The sequence below is a fragment of the Bacillus sp. UMB0893 genome, from assembly GCF_002858905.1.
GTDB lineage: Bacteria > Bacillota > Bacilli > Bacillales > Bacillaceae > Bacillus_P.
This window is the reverse complement of record NZ_PKLB01000004.1, coordinates 292,580-311,549: the sequence shown is the minus strand read 5'-3', so window position 1 is coordinate 311,549 and position 18,970 is coordinate 292,580. Positions and strand designations below refer to the sequence as shown.

14 protein-coding genes are annotated in these 18,970 nt (G+C 37.7%); 2 read left to right on the top strand and 12 right to left on the bottom strand.

Annotation, left to right across the window (positions count from 1 at the left end):
- Positions 1-111: 111 nt before the first annotated feature.
- Positions 112-1,098, bottom strand: a complete 987-nt coding sequence (gene galE / locus CYJ36_RS11555) for a UDP-glucose 4-epimerase GalE (RefSeq protein ID WP_101567418.1) — start codon at positions 1,096-1,098, stop codon at positions 112-114.
- A gap of 184 nt (positions 1,099-1,282) precedes the next feature.
- Between galE and CYJ36_RS11550 the strand changes: the two genes are divergently transcribed.
- Entirely contained in the window at positions 1,283-2,710 is a 1,428-nt protein-coding gene (locus tag CYJ36_RS11550; protein ID WP_101567417.1) for a hypothetical protein, read from the top strand.
- Between the two features lie 177 nt (positions 2,711-2,887).
- Here CYJ36_RS11550 and CYJ36_RS11545 read toward each other — a convergent pair whose 3' ends face one another.
- The 5 genes from CYJ36_RS11545 to CYJ36_RS11525 all read right to left on the bottom strand — a co-directional run bounded on the left by CYJ36_RS11545 (position 2,888) and on the right by CYJ36_RS11525 (position 10,761).
- Complete coding sequence (locus tag CYJ36_RS11545) at positions 2,888-4,189, bottom strand: UDP-glucose dehydrogenase family protein (protein ID WP_101567491.1); 1,302 nt, start codon at positions 4,187-4,189, stop codon at positions 2,888-2,890.
- A gap of 31 nt (positions 4,190-4,220) precedes the next feature.
- Positions 4,221-5,099: a UTP--glucose-1-phosphate uridylyltransferase GalU gene (galU, locus tag CYJ36_RS11540; protein ID WP_101567416.1), complete on the bottom strand. Its 879-nt coding sequence runs from the start codon at positions 5,097-5,099 to the stop codon at positions 4,221-4,223.
- Positions 5,100-5,217: 118 nt separating this feature from the next.
- Positions 5,218-5,436, bottom strand: a complete 219-nt coding sequence (locus tag CYJ36_RS11535) for a hypothetical protein (protein WP_101567415.1) — start codon at positions 5,434-5,436, stop codon at positions 5,218-5,220.
- Positions 5,437-5,465: 29 nt separating this feature from the next.
- Positions 5,466-6,257: an SGNH/GDSL hydrolase family protein gene (locus tag CYJ36_RS11530; protein WP_101567414.1), complete on the bottom strand. Its 792-nt coding sequence runs from the start codon at positions 6,255-6,257 to the stop codon at positions 5,466-5,468.
- 166 nt (positions 6,258-6,423) lie between these two features.
- Positions 6,424-10,761, bottom strand: coding sequence for a fibronectin type III domain-containing protein (locus tag CYJ36_RS11525; protein ID WP_180850249.1), 4,338 nt, complete (start codon positions 10,759-10,761; stop codon positions 6,424-6,426).
- Between the two features lie 232 nt (positions 10,762-10,993).
- Between CYJ36_RS11525 and tagU the strand changes: the two genes are divergently transcribed.
- Positions 10,994-11,938 carry a polyisoprenyl-teichoic acid--peptidoglycan teichoic acid transferase TagU gene (gene tagU / locus CYJ36_RS11520; RefSeq protein ID WP_101567412.1) on the top strand — a complete coding sequence of 315 codons (945 nt, stop codon included), beginning with the start codon at positions 10,994-10,996 and terminating at the stop codon, positions 11,936-11,938.
- Between the two features lie 241 nt (positions 11,939-12,179).
- Here tagU and CYJ36_RS11515 read toward each other — a convergent pair whose 3' ends face one another.
- The 6 genes from CYJ36_RS11515 to ptsG form a co-directional block, all read right to left on the bottom strand.
- On the bottom strand, positions 12,180-14,006 hold the full coding sequence (locus CYJ36_RS11515) for an SEC-C metal-binding domain-containing protein (RefSeq protein WP_101567411.1): 1,827 nt from the start codon (positions 14,004-14,006) through the stop codon (positions 12,180-12,182).
- 57 nt (positions 14,007-14,063) lie between these two features.
- On the bottom strand, positions 14,064-14,846 hold the full coding sequence (locus CYJ36_RS11510) for a metallophosphoesterase (protein ID WP_101567410.1): 783 nt from the start codon (positions 14,844-14,846) through the stop codon (positions 14,064-14,066).
- A gap of 101 nt (positions 14,847-14,947) precedes the next feature.
- Positions 14,948-15,469 (bottom strand): competence protein ComK, encoded by a 522-nt coding sequence (locus CYJ36_RS11505; RefSeq protein WP_101567409.1) that lies wholly within the window; start codon positions 15,467-15,469, stop codon positions 14,948-14,950.
- A gap of 196 nt (positions 15,470-15,665) precedes the next feature.
- Positions 15,666-16,118, bottom strand: a complete 453-nt coding sequence (locus tag CYJ36_RS11500) for a hypothetical protein (protein WP_101567408.1) — start codon at positions 16,116-16,118, stop codon at positions 15,666-15,668.
- A gap of 148 nt (positions 16,119-16,266) precedes the next feature.
- Positions 16,267-17,178 carry an ROK family protein gene (locus CYJ36_RS11495; protein ID WP_257962457.1) on the bottom strand — a complete coding sequence of 304 codons (912 nt, stop codon included), beginning with the start codon at positions 17,176-17,178 and terminating at the stop codon, positions 16,267-16,269.
- Between the two features lie 174 nt (positions 17,179-17,352).
- A complete protein-coding gene (gene ptsG / locus CYJ36_RS11490; protein WP_101567407.1) occupies positions 17,353-18,918 on the bottom strand; it encodes a glucose-specific PTS transporter subunit IIBC in 1,566 nt (521 codons plus the stop codon).
- Between the last annotated feature and the right edge of the window lie 52 nt (positions 18,919-18,970).

Genomic DNA, 18,970 nt, shown 5'->3' with positions numbered 1-18,970 from the left:
TTTTTTTTATCAATTTTGCGATCGTGATTTTTGTTTTTATCAACAAAAATACCAAACCCATTAGGATTTGGTATTCAAATTAGGTTATCATTATTAATTTTTTTAATTCACCTAATTAACCATTTTTGAAAACTGATTACCATTATGCCATTTCCAAGCTGTCTCTACTATACTTTCTAGAGAATACTTCGGTGTCCAGCCAAGCTCTGTGCTAATTTTTGCTGAGGATGCGACAAGCATTGCTGGATCACCATCTCTGCGATCGGCGATCATAATTTTTGCTTTCTTACCAGTCACTTTTTCACACATATCAACTACTTCTTTAACCGAATATCCTTTGCCATTACCTAAGTTATAGGTATTTGTTTTGTTGGTGCCTTTTAAAAGAGAATCAAGAGCTAATATATGTGCATTTGCTAAGTCTGTTACATGTATATAATCTCTAATGCAAGTCCCATCCTCAGTATCGTAATTATCTCCAAAAATGGAAATTTTATCCCTTTCCCCCATCAAATGCTGCAGAATAATTGGAATAAGATGAGTTTCAGGGTTATGTTCCTCTCCAATCTCAGCCGTTTCATGAGCCCCTGCCGCATTAAAATATCGTAAAACTACATAGTAAAAATCTTCTGCTTTGGATAGATCTCTTAAGATGTTTTCCACCATTAATTTAGATTGTCCATAAGGGTTAATTGGGTTAGTAAGAGTTTCCTCCGTAATCATGTCAATGTCTGGAATTCCATATGTCGCTGCTGTTGAAGAAAAAATAAACTTATTAATTTTATATTCACGCATTGTATTCAACAAAGTTAGAGTAGCTGATACATTATTCATGTAATATTTCATTGGATTGATGACGGATTCTCCCACTAAGCTACTTGCAGCAAAATGCATGACTGCTTTGACTGGATAGTTTGTGAAGATATTTTTTAAATCTGCAGGATTTCCCAAATCTCCTTCTATAAATGCAGCTCTTTCATCAACAGCCCACCGATGGCCAGTGGAAAGATTATCAAGCACAACTACTTCCTTAGATTTTAATAATTCCTTTACGACGTGACTGCCGATATATCCTGCTCCGCCTATAACTAAAATCATATATAATCACCTTTCATCATTGTTTTCCAGATCCTATTATATCAATTTTATAAGATTACATACAGGTTTTACTTTTTATGTATTCCTAAATGTTCTTAAGCCGTTCAAATCCTACCGTATTTTTTTCTTTATTTTATTTATGTTAAAATGAAATATCAGTTAAATGTCTATAGGAGTGGTAAGTTTGGTTGTGCAATCGATTGTTAAACTAGGAAACATAATTCAAATAAATGGGGAAAGGAATTATACTCAGTCTTCTAGGGAAATCGGGAATTTACATTATAATAATTATTATGAAGAAGATGTTTTTATTGAAGAAATTTCGTTTGAAACTCCTTGTGAATTAGATATTTTTTATGAAATTAACTCAGAATGTCAAGCACATATCAGAGGTGAATTAATAGAGATATTCGATGAAGAAAAGAAAGTCATGGAACTTAAAGTTGAGAGCAATCATTTTGTCTTAGCTGATTTTAAAGAGTCTACACTGCGGATAAGGTTCTCAGGCAAACATATAGAATCTCTAATACAGACTCGTTCTAAAAACTTTTTAAATAAAAGAGAACAATTGCCATTTCAAGTGGAAAGTGTATATAAAAGTCATCGGGACATCCGTTATCATTTCGTTGAAGCTAAAGATCCTAAACATGCAAAAGAACTTGTTATTGTGTTCTCTGCCATGTCACCAGAATTTACTTATAATTTCAATTATATAAAAACAATGGAATCCTTTCCAATGAATCAGCTTTATATATTAGATGACTATGGATCTCAAGGTTCATACTATTTAGGTCATCACCGTGACCATGCTATTGAAACTTCAGTTGTGTCTCTTATTCTTCATTATATTTCAAAATTGAATACAACGTTAAGCAATGTACTATCGTTTGGATCTTCTAAAGGCGGGTATTCTGCATTATATTACGCATTAAAGTACTCTTTTGGTGAAGTATTAACTCTAGCTCCTTCTCTATTTTTAGGAGATTTCCTTAAAGGGAGGTATCCTAATATCACTCAATACATTACTGGTGAGGATGATGAGGGAAGCTACCACTATTTGAATGAACTTATTTATTCGCTCGTAAAGGAAAATCGAGAATCACTTCCAAAGATTCATATTATGGTCGGAACAAAAGATTCAAGAAAAGAAATGCATATTGAACCTTTTACAAAACATCTAGAAAAAGCCGATATTATCTATACGCTTGATATTATTAAAGGCGTAAATCATTCAGAGCTGAAGTTTTTCGCTCCTGAATATTTGAAGAGGTTCATTTCTTTAAAATATGATCTTGGGAAAATACCTGAAATATACCTGACTGGTAATACTTTAATGGAAGATAATGATACATTAGTTGCTAACGCCTCAGCTATTGGTGATGAGCTAACATATGCATTTTACTGGTACTTAAATGATGAGATCATTAAAAAAGAGGCATATTCAATAAATAACGAATCCATCTATCAACCGGTCATAAATGGAAGATATCGTGTTCGCATTTTCATTAAGAATAAAAAAGGTGAGATGATTACACGCAGTACCAAGTCACTTAATTATACTAAACCCCAAATAAGTATAGATTCTTTTAATGAAATAGGTTTAGAGGAATAAGGTAATTAGCCAATCACCTATTAATGGAAAATAAGAGCCGAGATATTTTTTCTCTGGCTCTTTGTAATTTAATTAAACTAATATTAACCGTTATATATTTTTTCTTATCTCTTATCCTCTCAACGATTTCCCTACTGTCCATACTTTCCCGATTAACATTTGTACCTTTCTTTTATCTTAAAATAATGCTCTCCGCCCAACCGAAACATAAGTCATCCATTCAGGAATGGTTTTTAACGGATAAATATTTCTTCCATCAAACACATTTGGTTCCTTCATTTTTACTTTAAATAATTCCATAGGAAACTCTCGTATCTCATTCCACTCTGTTACGATAAATACGGCATCTGCATCAGTAATCGCTTCTTCAATGTCATCACAATATGCAATGGAGTCCATTAGAACGTTTCTGGCTGCCTCTATAGCGATTGGATCGTAACCAACAACAGTTGCACCTTCTTTAATTAATTCATTGGCAATAACAATTGAAGCAGCTTCTCTGACATCATCTGTGTTCGGTTTAAACGCTAACCCTAACAGCGCTATTTTCTTTCCTGAAAGAGTGCCTAAGTGCTTTTTTGCCGATTCGACTAATTTTAATGGCTGTCGATTGTTTACGGTTATGACTGAATCTAAGAGGTCAAACTTATGCTGGACGTTTCCTGCCAATTGTACAAGTGCTTTTGTATCTTTTGGAAAGCAGGATCCGCCATATCCGATGCCGGCTTTTAAAAATTGCGAGCCAATTCGTGCATCCTTGCCGATTCCCTCAGCCACATCTTCAATGTCTGCACCTACCTTTTCACAAATGTTCGCAATTTCATTGATAAAGCTAATTTTTGTTGCTAAAAAAGCATTGGCTGCATATTTTATCATTTCAGCACTTCTGATATCTGTACGGACAACAGGAATGCCAAGAGGTTTGTATACTTCTTCAAGCTGATCACCAGCTGCCTTTGAGCTTGAACCAATGACAATCCGATCTCCATGGAATGTATCTTGGATTGCAGACCCTTCTCTAAGAAATTCAGGATTGGAAACGACTTCTGCATCAAGAAATATAGATTTGTGTTTCTTAATAATCTCAAGGATATACTCATTCGTGCCAACTGGAACTGTACTTTTTATAACAACAATGACATCGTTTCGAATTTGTTCAGCAATTTGTATAGCAGCTGCTTCGACGTACTTCAAATTCGCAGAACCGTCTTCATTTTCAGGTGTTCCGACAGCGATGTAGATAATGTCACTATGCTGATAAGCCATTTCAGAATCAGACGTGAATCTGAGTCGGTCTGATTCAACGTTTTTTTTCATCAATTCTTCTAAACCAGGCTCATATATAGGAGAAATCCCTTTATTAAGCAAAGCCACTTTCCCATCATCAATGTCAACACAGGTGACTTGGTGGCCGATTTCAGCCAAGCATACACCTGTCACCAACCCTACATATCCAGTTCCAGCAACTGATATTCTCACAGAAAAATCCCCTGACCTTTCTAAGTCATGATTATGCATTCTTAATTTTAAATTTAATATACTGAAGAACATCTTCCCTAAGCTCTTCGTTTTCCATCGCAAAATCAATGGTAGCCTGTATAAAGCCCAGCTTATCGCCAACATCATATCTCTTCCCGCTAAAATGATAGGCAATCATTTCTTCTTTATAAGCAAGCTCTTTTAGTGCATCGGTCAATTGGATTTCTCCGCCTGATCCAGGTTTAAGATTACCTAAGATATCAAAAATCTCAGGACGTAATATATATCGGCCTAAAATGGCTGTATTTGAGGGAGCATCTTCTCTTTTTGGTTTTTCAACTAAATCATTTACTCTATAAACATTGTCAGCTTTTTTTCCATTTTGGTCATAACTGACGATTCCATATTTTGATACATCTTCAGGTTTAACATTTTGAACGCCAATCACTGTGCTGTTGAATTGGTCATATATATCAATTAACTGTTTCAAGCAAGGAACATCTGATTGAACAATGTCGTCTCCAAGCATAACAGCGAAAGGTTCATTCCCTATGAATCTTCTGGCACAATAAATGGCGTGCCCAAGTCCCAATGGTTCTTTTTGGCGAATATAATGAATATTGGCTAACTCTGAAATTCCCTGAACTTTGCTCAGCAAGTCCCATTTTTCCTTTTTAATCAATGTTTCTTCAAGTTCATAAGATTTATCAAAATGGTCTTCAATCGCCCGTTTCCCTCTGCCCGACACGATTAAGATATCTTCTATGCCAGAAGCTACAGCTTCTTCAATTATGTATTGAATGGTAGGTTTATCAACAATAGGCAGCATTTCTTTAGGCTGTGCTTTAGTAGCAGGTAAAAATCTCGTTCCTAGACCAGCAGCCGGGATAATTGCTTTTTTTACATGCATCTTTATTCCCCCTATTTTTGTCACTTGTATCTACATTTATATTACAACACAATTGAAATCTTTACCTTTAACTTTTCATAAATCTTTAGTAAATGAAAAAAGAGACTTCTGAAAGCCTCTATTTATTAGTATTCTGTTTTTGATCTAGTCTTATTTCCTTTTGCAGCTTAGCATTCTCTGCCTTCAGCTTACTGTTTTCTAATTTCAGCTGTTTCACTTGAGCTTCCATTTCTATTAGCTGTGTGGATTGTGCTTTCTCATTCTTTTCATCTTCAATAGAACAACCAGATATAAGAAAAACTGAAGTGACGAATAATGCAAAAATGTATTTCTTCATAAGGTACCCCCGTTTTATAGCACTTGCCTTTACTTTTCAGCCACAAAATAACCAATCAAATACTCCGCCCAAGCCTCATTCCCCTGATCATTAGGCTTTTTATCCGCAGTCAAATACCCGTTCAACTTCTCATCATTACCATTAGGCCAGTTGGACCAATGATCAAGATACAAATACTCTTTTTCCTCTGCAAACTTCTTAAACTCAGCAACTTCCTTTGGATAGAATTTTGCTCCGAATAGAGGATGAGGCGGTTGAAGCATAATCGTAGCTTCTTGATTTTGTTTTCTTATGTCCGCAACAATGGTCTCTACATTAATTAGTGTGTTTAAGATTCCAATTTCCCCATTGTCTTTTAAAAGAAAAGGCTCCAATAAAACAAGATCTGGGTCTTGTTCAATGATTTTTTTATACAGTCCGTCATTAATTACTTCTCTTGAAGTCTTGTCTATTTCTGAAAGAATCACAATTTCAAAAACTTGTTCTCCATAAGCCTCATTCAGTTTATTTTGAAGCAGGATTGGCCAGGCATTTGGCTCAGATGAGGTTGTTTCAGATCCATACATCACAAACTTTACCGGTTCTCCACCTTCTTGAGCAGCTTTGATTTTCGCAGCAAGCTCTTTTGGAAGGTTTTTAGAAGCATTCGGTTCCTCTTTAATAGGAGCATCTTCGCTCTCAGTTTGTTCTTTAGATGAATCTACTAGTTTTAATACTTGCTGGGCACCTTCTGATCCAGTTTTAATCTGCCAGTGCAGATTTCCAGCCATTATAATAATCACACATATCATACAAGTTAATATGACCCAAACTTTTTTCACAGAGAGCCCCTCACTTAGTTAGTCTTTTGTCACAAGAATTATACTATAAAATGGATAATATTATCATAAAATGCAGAAAAAAGTTGGTTTTTCGATAATCAAAAGAAATTTACTATCATTAGAAAATAAAAATCCCTTTCCAGCTGGGGAAAGGGATCACGAAATATCATGCTCTTCTTCTAATAAAGTAAGTGGCTGTTCCAGCTGCAAGCAAGATGATACCTAAAAGCACAAGATTATAGGAATCCGTTGCTGTACTTGGCAATGGATTTTTCGATCCTTTATCAGATAGATCAATAGGTTTGATCGGCTCTTCCTTAGTTTCATCTGTTTTTCCATCAGTATCTGGTTCTTCCGGATCAACCGGTGATGTTTGCTTATCATCTTTTTCGACTAAGAAAACAAGAGGTTCTTTCAGATAATCTCCATCTTCTTTAATCTCAAATTCATAAATATATTTTTTATCATTTTCAGTAACCACATAGAGTTCGTAATAACCAACAAGAAGTTCAAACGTACCTTTTGGTTCATCACCTGTTAAGTCTGAAAGCTGCCCATTCTCATCACTTGCACCAAAAGAATAGAAATCCTGGTTGTCATCATCTGTGCTCATCAGTTCAAATTCAGCATTTTTAACGGCATTCCATTCTTCATCAACCAGGAAAAGTTCCGCTTCTTTAACAACTCGCTCTTCTTCATCTTCAGGCAATGTCGTGATTTCTGTGTATGCCATGTTGTACATTTCTTCTTCGTATATCGCGGTGATATCAATGAAATACGTTGTTTCAGGTTCAAGATCTTCAATAAGATAAGATGTCTCATTGCCATCCAGTTCAGTCACTGGTTCACCATCAAGAGTCACAATATATGTTCCCTTTTGACCTGGCAGCATCTGATCCCATGAGATGTCGATTGTACTTTGAGTCACATCATTCGTATAGATTTCAGGCATCATAGTAACTTCGTATTCAACAATTACGCCATTTTCAATCAGCCGTTGAATGATTTGATAGGCTTCCGATCCTTCTGAAAAATCCATACCTTTGATCCCATAAAGGTAGACGAATTCCAATGATGAAAGGGTTAATAATGGTTCTAAATCTTCAACACTGGTTTTCTCAAGATTCAATTCGGTGAGTTCAGTGAAATCAGCCAAATCTGCAATGCTTTCTACAGGATTGCGTGAAACATCCAGCATCATTAACTGATCTTTTAAGCCCTGTATTCCATCTAGATTACTAATATGATTGTTTGATAGAATCAAGCTGAATAATTGATTCAAACTGGCATCATTAAATACAGACAGATCGGTGATTTTATTGTCTGAAAGGGAAAGAAATTCTATATTTCTTAGTTCTTTTATAAAAGAAAGATCCGTTAAATCATTCCCGAAAATTTCAAGATTCGTTAAATGCTTGAGCTCTTTCAGCTTTCCGTAGTCTTCAATCTTAGAGTGGCTGATTGAAATCCCGAATAGTTTCTCAAGTTCTTTCAGAGGTTCAAGGTCAAGCGCTGACTCATTTTCAGTAATACTGAGCCATTCTAATTCTTTTGCAAATTTTAGATCTGATAAATCTTTAACGTCTGTAAACATGAGATCTAACCAATATACACGGAGCATATCTTCTTCATGAAGCTGTCTTGTTAAGCCAAGCTGCTCTTTAATGATGGATTCCAATGCTTTATCTTTAAATGTTATCTTGGGTGTTGTTGGTATAGGCAAAGTCTTTTCATAAGTAATCGCATTATCGATAATTTTCCCTTTAGCATCTAATGCACGGAGCTCTATTTCATAAATTGTTTCTTCTGTCAGTCCTTCTATGATAAAGTTCGTTTCCATCGGATCAATGGATTCTGCTCCTTCAGCTACTTCTCCATTTGTTAAAAGCTGAAAAGCTGCTGCTTCTTTATCGCTCATATATTCCCAATCAACGCCAATGGTTGATTCACTGACAATGGTTGTATAGAGGTTAAGATTGATTTCATACTCTACATATACACCTCTAGCTTCCAATTCACGCACGATTTCGCGCGCTTCTGATTCGAAAGAAAGATCTAATGTTGGGATTTCCATTAAATTGACGTATTGCAGCTTCTCTAAGTCTTTCAATAAATCAATAGTGCTGATTTCAGTCATACCAAGATCCAAATAACTAATATTTTTAAACTGCTCAATTCCATCCAGGCTTTTAATTGGATTACTGTCCACAATCAAATGAGCCAAATCTCTATATTCCTTAACGGCTTCAAAGTCTGTAAATTCGTTTTCGGACAAAATAAGAGATTGCAGTCTTTCCATTTTTGGTAAATCTGATAAGTCTCTAAGTCCATTACCGGAAAGCAGCAGTTGATTGACATCTGCTTGACCTGAAAGAACGGAAAGATCCTTAATTCCAGTATAAGAAAGATCTAAATATGTTAATTTCGCAAGACTTATCAATGGAGAGAAATCAGCTATCTCGTTTCCATCCAAGGCTAAGGTATGGAGGCTAGTAAGCTCGCTTAAAGGCTCGATGTTTACGATCTGATTGCTGGACAGAATGAGAGTATTCAGGTTTTTAGCGCTTTCTAAGCCTGAAAGATTCGAAATATCCTGTCCTGATAAATCAAGCTCTGTTAAATGTTCCATATCATTTTTGTCAATCGCGCGATCAAATCCAAAGTGATTTTTAAGCGCCTTCTCTAAATTAGCATCCTTAAAAGCAACATTTTCACCAGAAGGCGCTTTTAAAGTTGTGAAAAACCAAGTTGTTGTTCCAATTAATTTTTTCTCACTGTTGAAGGCTTCTAACGTAAATTTATATGTTTTTTCAGGTTCAAGTCCCTCAACCTTATACTGCATACGCTTTTTCTTGCTCTGAATGACTTGCTTTTCATTGTTTACTGTAAGCTCATAGTGATCCAGCTTCCCGGAACCCGCATACTCCCAAGATAATGAAACACCATTATCGATTGGTTTAATCGCTTCAAGATATATATCCAGGTTTTCATCCGTGAAAAATTCAACCTTTTCATTTTTGAAGCTTTCAATTTCATCCATCACGTCAAAATATCCGGGACCATATAAAATGACCTTTTTAAGTGATTTAAGTGTTTCCAGAACTTTGATGCTTTTTACGCTCGAGTAGCTGATATCCAGTTCTTCCAGCCTTTGAAGAGAAGATAATGAATCTAGATTCTCAACTTCTGTATACATTAGATTCAGCAGTTCAAGGTTTGTTAATTCTGTAAAGCTTGAAAGATCTTTTACACCAGTACCCGCCAGGATCAGCGTTTTTAAACTTGTCACTGCTGAAAGCTGACTGTAGTTATTTGCATCTGTTAATGTTAAATCAAGATACTCTAACTGTTTTAGTTCTGTTAAAACGGTAAGATCTTTAATATTACTGAATACCAATTCTAACCGGGTTAAATTTTCTGCTTTTTCAAGACCAGACAGATCTTCAACAGCATATGCGGTTAAGCTTGTCAGTTTTTTCATGTCACTTTCAGTAATATCGCGTCTAAGTCCAAGCTGCTCTTTAATTGACATTTTTAAATATTCATCTTTAATTTCAACGATTTCTCCCTCAGGTGAAGCATTCGTTTTTACAGATGCCAAGCTTTCTTTTAAAAGCTTTCCTTCCTGATCAAGTGCCTCTACCTTTACTTCATAGCTGGTGTTTGCCTCTAAATCTTCAAAACGATAATCAATTTCTTTTGTTTTCTCTAATTTTAGTTCACCGTTTAAATACACATTGTATGTGTCAGCGGCTTCATAAATCCACGTTGCATTAAAAGCTGATTCGCTCTCGGGGTATAAAAACACCGTGAAATCAGGTTTAGCTATTTCCTCTGTTTTTATTGATATACTCTTCATATCTATTAGTTCACCTTCTACCACGACATTCATGGAAAAGTGATAGTCTGTACCGGGTTCAAGCCCTTCAAACACATGCTCGCCGGCGTCCGTATACTTGTTCATTTCTTGACCATCTTGATATAACACGTATTCAACCGGCTTTTCAGATTTATAGACTGGCCAGGATACAATGATATTCGTTCCTTCAACACGAGCGTTCAGTACGAATGTTGGATCCGCAGGGAGCGGTTTTGCTTCACCTGGAAGATCAACTTCTCCTCCGGCATTCTTATATGTAACAGGAACAGCAGCTGTCTTGATTTCTTTATTTGCTGAAAGTTTGACTGTATAAGTGTTCGTTTCATCTTCAGTTACTTCCGTATCGATCCACTTATAAGTGCGTTCGACCAAAGGTTTTCCTCTTAATGGAAGTGTTCCTTCCAATTCTGCTTCAATCTCTTTTTCTTCGTCATTTTTTTGCATAATAAATGCTTCAGATTCTGAACCATCTGAAACAGTTGACCAATAAAACTCTGTTCCTTCCGCCGTATTCTTAATAGAATGATAGGCTAAGGAAGTTGCTTCTATCGCTTGTGCTGAAAATGGAACAGTCAGTGATAGCAAGAGAGTAAAGATAATAAAAAGCGATAGTCTTTTTCTCATATTGTCCATTGATCCCCCTAATTTGTTAAAACGTATAAGATTATTATAGATTGGAAAAAATTTCTTAGCTATCACTATCATAAGACAAAATTCTACATAAATATGAAACTTTTATCATGAGTATTACGTCTTATTAAAAGATATCTTGAACTTTTACAAAAAAAGTATTGTTTCCATGATATTGTAAAAATATAATGGCTTTAGGCTATTAAATCTTTTAAAGGATGGTTTGATGAGACAGAACAAACATAAAAAACGCAAATGGCTCTGGATTACGCTTAGCATCATCGGTTTACTCGTGCTGGGTACAGGGGGATACGCGTTCTATTTGTATAAAACAGCAAGTGATACAGTAGCAAAGATTCAAGAGGATATTGGAAGAGATAAATCAGAAAAACGACCTGATCCAGTTGCTTTTAAAGAGAAAGATCCGATTTCAGTTTTATTAATGGGAGTAGATGAAAGAGAGGGCGATAAAGGCCGTTCTGATTCATTAATACTTTTAACTGTTAATCCGAATAAGAAGTCTATGAATATGGTCAGTATTCCTCGTGATACAAGAACAGAAATTATCGGCAAAGGCAAAGAGGATAAAATCAATCATGCATATGCATTTGGCGGAACAGAAATGGCGATCAATACCGTTGAAAACTTTTTGGATGTGCCGGTTGATTATTTTGTGAAAGTTAATATGGAAAGCTTTAAGGATATAGTTGATGCTGTTGGAGGAGTAGAAGTAAACAATACTTTAAACTTCACCTATGAAGGTAAAACATTTAATAAAGGAACGGTTGCATTAAACGGGGAGAGTGCGCTCAGTTATACAAGAATGCGCTACGAAGATCCACGCGGTGACTTCGGCCGTCAGGATCGTCAGCGTCAAGTCATTGAAGCAGTTATTCAAAAAGGGGCCAATATATCTTCTCTCACTAAATTTGGCGAGATGTTTAAAGTAGTTGAAAATAATGTGAAAACAAATTTAGATATGGACGAAATGTGGAGCATTCAGGAAAATTATAAAGATGCACGCAATTCACTAGAGCAATTTCAAGTAAAAGGCACTGGCGATAAAATCGGCGGGGTATACTATTACATCGTCCCTGAAGAAGAGCGGTTAGGATTATCAAATCAATTAAAAGAACATTTGGAGCTTGAGCCTAGTACAGCTTCGAATTAAGAAGTGCAGTGGATCCCTGTTTTGGGATTCACTGCTTTTTTCATAGCATTTTCAATTCCTAGTATCCTGCCTTATTATCGAAAAAGCCACTTTTATTATCCGCAAGGCCCGCCTTATTAGCGTAAAACCTGGTTTTATTCGCCAAAACCCGTATCTTATAATCCGAGCACAGAATCACACAAAAATTGTTCCGATTCCATTCAAAAAAGGCAAAGACCCTAAGATCCCTGCCTTCCACTTATTACTTTCCGTTCTCTGCAACCCATTTAATCAGTTCAGGATTCTTCGACCAAATATAGTGATTTTCTTGAACATATACAGCAGCTTCTTCCTGATCGTAATTAGGATTTTTAGGAAGCTTTTTCTTGCCAACGAGATAATCAAATACGAATGGATTAATCTCTTTCGCCTTTTTCATAAGTTTCTTTAAAGAAGATGTTATTCCATTTAATGCGTACTCTATCAATACTTGATTATATGCCCCTGCTGCAGTATGACTTTCATCAAACCGATCCAGCAGCTTTTTCGCCTGCTTGTACATTCCTAAATCGAAATACATGACAAATAGCATATAACGGACACCTTGGTTGTCCATTTCATTGAGCTCAAGCAGTTCCTCACATTGCTTAACAGCCGTTTCTAATTGACCGACAGCTGCTTCCATCATCGCGTAGTTAAATTTCGCCCTCATATAAGGTCTTGTTTCACTTAACCCCCAGAACATGCCTTTATTCTGTTTGAAGAAGTGTTCGCCAAGATCTGTTTCGCCAACCTGCATTCCTTTTTTAAAGAGCTGCAGCTGCTTATCCGGGTCCTGTTCTGCTTCAGCAAGCATACTGTAAGCGTCAGGATGATATGGATAGAGCTCTAAAGCTTCTTTTGCAAGCTTCAATCTCTTTTTCGGATCACTTTGCATCGCTTCAAAAATCAATTCTTGTGCTTCTTCTTTGTCAGACTCAGGCTTCCAATCAGAATCAAACTCTTCATATTGACCGGGCTCATCCAGCCCGAGATTCGATATTTCATCATTTACATGCTGCAAAATGTATTCCACGTCTTCTTCAATTTCCTCTTCCATCTGACGGTAGGCTTTTGAAAGAGAGGCCGGGCTAATGCCATATTGTTCAGCCACTCCTTTTTGAGTTGAAGATGGCACTTCCATAAGATGTTTCTCAAGATAATAGTGCATCGCAGCGGAATAAATTTGAGGCTTTTTCATTACTGGCTGAATTCTGTTGCTGTATCTGTTCCAGACCCTTATCCCAAGATCCCTGTCTGTCCCTGTTATTCCGCTTTGCTTTAAGGTATCCTCTAAAACAGAAGCTGCAAGCATATGGAGCGGATTCGCCCACACCATCTCAGAAATGTCCAAATCAACATCATGACCCACAATCAATGATTTCATCATGGCAGGATAATGAGAGATCATAAACTGCTCTGCATCTGAGAAATCACTCTCAGCAAAAACAGACTTTGCCGTTTCAGCAAATCGAATCCCTTCCACTTCAGGAATATCCAGCGCATTTATGAAATAGGAGTAGTACTGACCGAATGGCACTAAGTAACCAATTAAAAGATCACCATCTTCAAAATCTACTTCACTCTCTTCATCCAACTTCACACGCTTATCTTCTTTTGTAAAAAGATCTTCAACCGTATACCATCCGCCTTCTTCCTTATTCCTAATGAAAGAAATCGATGGTGCAGCATTTACCCATTTTTCAAGTTGAGAAATAACAGAAGGCCGCACAGACTCTTTACGTTTTTGCTCAATAAACGATTCCATCATCGTTCTGCCCTGATCTGTCTGATACGAAAAAATCCCCCATATTCTAAGGAGAGCAGCCAACAGATTTTCTTCATCTTTTACACCGTCACCTACATATTCGTCGATGATAGCTTCAAGCACAGGAGACATGTGAAAATCAGCAAACTGGAATAACTCTGCTTGCATTCTCCGCAATTCCTCTTCTCGGATCGCATCAAGCGAAGTCACTTTCTTCATACAGCACTTCTTATATTTTTTCCCGCTGCCGCAATGGCACGGGTCATTACGTCCTATATCCATTCATAAACTCCTTTTATTGCTTTATCCCCTCTATTGTGACAGTGTTTTGGTTTGATTTCAACGTGCGGAAGTCAGCGTAAGAATCGACACTTCACTTCTAACCCCAAATCGCATGTTCCAATGTGCCTGCCCAATTCCTTTCGAAATGTAGAGATAAGATCCTCCGACCAGATGCAGTCCCTTATATATCCCCCGGCTTGCAAGCTGACCCTTTGAGACAAATTTGAAAAAGAACGGAACATTAAACTGCTTACCATGCAGATGTCCTGAAAGCATAAAATCAAACGGCTCGGAAACCTCAGTGAGATCGTTTGGATCATGACACAGAACCACTTTCGGCTTCATAGAGGTAACGCCAGCAAACGCTTTTGAAACACCATGAGGATCTTTTCTATAAAAATCCAACCCTATTAATGTAAAGTCACTAAACTCAATCGATTCATTCACTAAAACCTTAACACCATGTTTATTAAGCCAAGGCCGTAATTGCAAACTCAACTCATAAGTCCGGTAATCATGATTTCCAAAAACAGCAAAGACTTCGATTCCGTACTCCTGAAAAATCTCTATATAAGGCTTGATAAGAGGTATGTATTTTTCTCTTGCAGTAAAATCTCCTGTTATAAAAACATAGTCCGGTTTCTCACGGTGCAGAAGTTCTCTAATTTTATCCGGATGAATCCGGTTCCTTTCCACATGCAGGTCTGAAATCTGCAGGATTTTTTTATCTATTCCAAGCGGAACCCTAACATGCTCGACCTTCAGCCATTGTGTGGGGAAAATAAACAGCAAATAATAGAACAATCCAACGCCAATCAAGATAACTAATAGTTCACCCATGGTCTACCCCTTTTGTCTATTTGTTCTATTTTACTAAAGAAACGCTCACATTAGTATAAAAAGCAGCCAAATCCCCAAAGGAACTTGGCTGCTTACCTAACCTAATAGGCATCGTACCCTTCATATGATTCGGCGACATACGTGGAAAGCTCCCACATTTCCTCTTGCCGGTCCAAATAAGAGAGCACGAGCTGCTGGGCATGTCCAGACTTCGTTAAAAAGCTTTCGACACTGCCATTGATTTCAATCACTTCTCTGTTGCGGCATTCAATAAACGTTTTCGTGCCCTTCTCAAAGGTCCTCTTCACATAAAAGTAAGAAATCCACATACAGTCTTCATGCACAGGAGAAAGCGTTGGCAGCATACAGATTCGATACCCAGCAGATAAACACACTGGAAGCATTTTTCGTCCTGGCAAAATGAGCTTAGCAGCATCAACCATCCCTTGATACGAAGCCCCTGCACTTTCACAGCTATCATTGATTATTTTGAATGGTGACTGCTGCACAATCAGCTTCCGGTAAAGCTCGTGTACAATCGTCCACAGCTCTCCTCTTTCTGTGTACATCGGCTTTAAAATAATCGTTTCTCTCCATACTAAATAGTCCTCTTTAACCAGCATTCTCTCCCCACCTCAATCTTCTGTTTTATTGATCCGAACAAACTCCTTTCCCGATATTTAAATGAAATATTTTCCACATCTATAATAGTACAAAATTACATTTACAAAAAATAGATTTATAGGTAAAATTTACTATAAAAATACATTACATTTACACTAGTTTGAAAATAGAAAAAAGACCTCCTATCCAGAGGCCCTACTCATACTCCCAAACAATCTTCCAATCTCCCTTTTCCTTCACAACATACACATCCTGCATAACATCAAATGTCCCAAACTTGCTCTTAAACGTCTGCCTCACCTTAATGAGACGCGCCTCATTAAATACCGGTGCCCCTTTTGCCATCCTCCATCTGCGAACCTTTTTCTCTTTCAAAATTTCAAAAGAAAACGTCGTCACCCCATAATGACTCATATAAATATGCGACCGCTCTGTCACATAGGCATTCTTTTCAAAACGCTCCTTCATCAAAGGATGAAACAGTTCCCAGGCACCGCCAAAGTTCCCAGCCTGTTCCGAGGTATAAAATAACTCGACCGCTTTTTTCGGCGAGGAAGGAGTGAATAAATTGAATAAACCAATTAACAGGAGAATGGCAGATATGATCAGCAAGATAGGGATAAGAGGGATTTTTTTGCGCTTTCGCATCGAATCACACCTTTGTGCTTGTCTAGGATAAGTGTATGAGGCTGGGTGGGGGATAATACAAAAAATTCGATTTGATAATATTAAGGGAATAACCCAATATAGATGAGTGGTTTTTGATTCCACTCATTTTTTTTGACCTATGTTGTAATTACAAATACTGCCTCGGCACCATTGCAGCTCCAACGACTCCAGCTTTCTGATCCAAAGAAGCAAGGTTTAATTTCAAATGCGGCCTGAGACTAGGATATAACAACGGCAGCACTTTCTCCTTTAAAGGATCAAACATCATATCTTTTGATTTCATGACGCCTCCTCCAAGAACAATGACCTCCGGATTTAAGGTATGAACAATATTTGATATACCAATGGCTAGATAGTTCAATGCTTCATCAATAATTGCAACAGCCTTTTGATTGCCCTCTTGTGCAAGTAAAAACACTTCTTTCGCTCCATGCCCAGGACCGAATATTGAAGCGCCTTTTTTCCCAATTGCCGTACCGCTTGCAAGAGCCTCTAAAGCTCCTTTATTGAGACCAGGAGCCCCTATTGCGTTAGGGTCTACAATCATATTGCCAATTTCTCCGCTGTTTCCTTGAGCACCTGATATGAGCTTGCCGTTATATACGTATCCCCCGCCAATTCCCGTAGAAACTGTTATATAGAAGACACTTTCTGCTTTTTTTCCAGCTCCAGTTAATGCCTCAGCAAGCGCCGCTGCGTTGGCATCGTTTTCGAGATAAACAGGCAGTTGAATGGCCGATTCTATCATCTTTGTTAATTGGATATTCTGCCAGCCAGGCAAATTAGGAGGTTCTATGATGATTCCCCTTTTTGCATCAAGTGGTCCTGGTGCACCAATCCCAATAGACTGTATAGGAGATTTTTCCTGCAGTAACTGAATCATGGTAATCATCTTCTCAATTGCTGCTTGCGGACCATTGCTTACATCTGTAAGACTTCCAAACTCTTCCTTAATGATCCCTTGTTCATCAATCGCAGCACACGAATGTTTGTACCTCCCAAATCTACCCCGATGTTCATTTTCCCTCTTCTCAATCATCTAAATTGTAAGTATTGTATACTTTTCATCATATTATCTCTAATTCTCTTGTTTAACTAAAAAAAATGAGAGTGCACTCGTTAAACAAAAAAACCTCAATAAGCATCAATGCTTACCAAGGTCTCTATAGAAAACTATTTTTCACAAACCAATCGGTCCCAGAATAACCGTTTATTATGCTGTTCGATCATTATCCATTATTTCCGTAATTTGATTCTTCAAAATCTCAGCAGTAGGTCCAAAAATCGCTTGAATCCCGTTCCCTACTTCTAATACCCCTTTAGCTCCAAGCTTCTTTAATTCAACATGATCTACCTGAGACTTATCTTTTACGCCTACTCTTAAACGAGTAATGCAAGCATCAATATTGTTGATATTCTGTTCGCCTCCAAGTGCTGCAAGAACATGGAGCGCCTGTTTGTTTTTCGTTTTATCCTTATAGTCCTGCTTGCTGTACAAGCGGTTGGAATCCTCTTCTCCGCGTCCTGGTGTAAGCAGATTCCATTTGCTGATGGCGAAACGGAAGACAAAGTAATACACAACAGACATGGCTAAGCCGACTGCAAGGACAAGCCACCATGGCTCGCCAACACCAGGAAGGATTCCAAATAAGGTGAAATCAATGATTCCTGCTCCGCCTGCATAGCCAATATTAACATCCAGCATATACATCAGCATAAAGGAAAGCCCAGCCATTAAGCAGTGAAAAACATACAGCAATGGTGCAACGAATAAGAATGTAAATTCAAGCGGTTCTGTAATTCCTGTCAAAAATGCCGTACCGGCAGCTGTTAACAATAGACCGCCAACTGCTTTTTTGTGCTGAGGCTTCGACATATGATACATGGCAAGGGCGGCAGCCGGAATTCCGAATAAGATGAATGGAAATTTCCCTGTCATAAAACGGCCTGCAGTTATCTCAATTGCAGAATTAACCTGTTTATCTGCAAGCTGCGCCATGTACATCGCTGTATCACCTGAGACAACAGATCCGGCAATCGTCGTATACGTTCCGCCGACTTCAGAAAAACGGATCGGGATATAGAAAATATGATGCAGACCAAATGGAATAAGTGCACGCTCTACTAAACCGTAAATAAACATATAAAATGGCGGTGTATTTTCACCAGCCAGCTGGTTTCCAAGGAAGAAAATAAATCCTTGAACGTGCGGCCATACAAATGCAAGGACAAGTGCCATGATAATAGACACACCCGCTGTAATAATCGGAACAAATCGTGCTCCCCCGAAAAACGAAAGCATTTCCGGCATTTTGAAATCATGATACTTCTGATACAAGGCTGCTGCCACAAAGCCCATGATAATCCCGCCAAATACACCAACCTGCAAGGTAGGTATGCCAAGTTCAAGCGTTTTTCCAGGCTCAGCTGCTGTCTCTGGGGTGATGCCCAAGACAATTCCTATAACAGTGTGCATAACGATGTATCCTACAAAAGCCGCGATACTCGCCCCTGCTTTTCCGCCTGTCCAGCTACCTGCAATCCCAATGGCAAACAGCACACCGAGGTTTTTAAAGATAATGCTGCCTGCTCCTTTCATTAAAGAAGCAAAAGTTTGCCAAAAGCCATTATCCAAAAATGGCAGATAGTCAATCAAGTATGGTGATTGCAGCGTTGTACCTATCCCTAAAAGCAATCCCGCTGCTGGCAAAAGGGAAATAACGACCATAAATGACTTTCCAATCCGCTGAAAGAAATCAAAATTAAAGAATTTTTTCATCCAGAACTCCCCCTTTATAGAACCAATATAAAATATAAATGAAAGCCATTAC

What these genes read in the sequence shown, in the direction of transcription:
- CYJ36_RS11495 (WP_257962457.1), bottom strand. Translation starts at nt 17,178, where the DNA reads ATGATTGAGAAGAGGGAAAATGAACATCGGGGTAGATTTGGGAGGTAC.
- galU (WP_101567416.1), bottom strand. Translation starts at nt 5,099, where the DNA reads ATGCATGTAAAAAAAGCAATTATCCCGGCTGCTGGTCTAGGAACGAGA.
- CYJ36_RS11515 (WP_101567411.1), bottom strand. Translation starts at nt 14,006, where the DNA reads ATGGATATAGGACGTAATGACCCGTGCCATTGCGGCAGCGGGAAAAAA.
- CYJ36_RS11535 (WP_101567415.1), bottom strand. Translation starts at nt 5,436, where the DNA reads ATGAAGAAATACATTTTTGCATTATTCGTCACTTCAGTTTTTCTTATA.
- CYJ36_RS11500 (WP_101567408.1), bottom strand. Translation starts at nt 16,118, where the DNA reads ATGCGAAAGCGCAAAAAAATCCCTCTTATCCCTATCTTGCTGATCATA.
- CYJ36_RS11505 (WP_101567409.1), bottom strand. Translation starts at nt 15,469, where the DNA reads ATGCTGGTTAAAGAGGACTATTTAGTATGGAGAGAAACGATTATTTTA.
- tagU (WP_101567412.1), top strand. Translation starts at nt 10,994, where the DNA reads ATGAGACAGAACAAACATAAAAAACGCAAATGGCTCTGGATTACGCTT.
- CYJ36_RS11525 (WP_180850249.1), bottom strand. Translation starts at nt 10,761, where the DNA reads ATGAGAAAAAGACTATCGCTTTTTATTATCTTTACTCTCTTGCTATCA.
- galE (WP_101567418.1), bottom strand. Translation starts at nt 1,098, where the DNA reads ATGATTTTAGTTATAGGCGGAGCAGGATATATCGGCAGTCACGTCGTA.
- CYJ36_RS11510 (WP_101567410.1), bottom strand. Translation starts at nt 14,846, where the DNA reads ATGGGTGAACTATTAGTTATCTTGATTGGCGTTGGATTGTTCTATTAT.
- ptsG (WP_101567407.1), bottom strand. Translation starts at nt 18,918, where the DNA reads ATGAAAAAATTCTTTAATTTTGATTTCTTTCAGCGGATTGGAAAGTCA.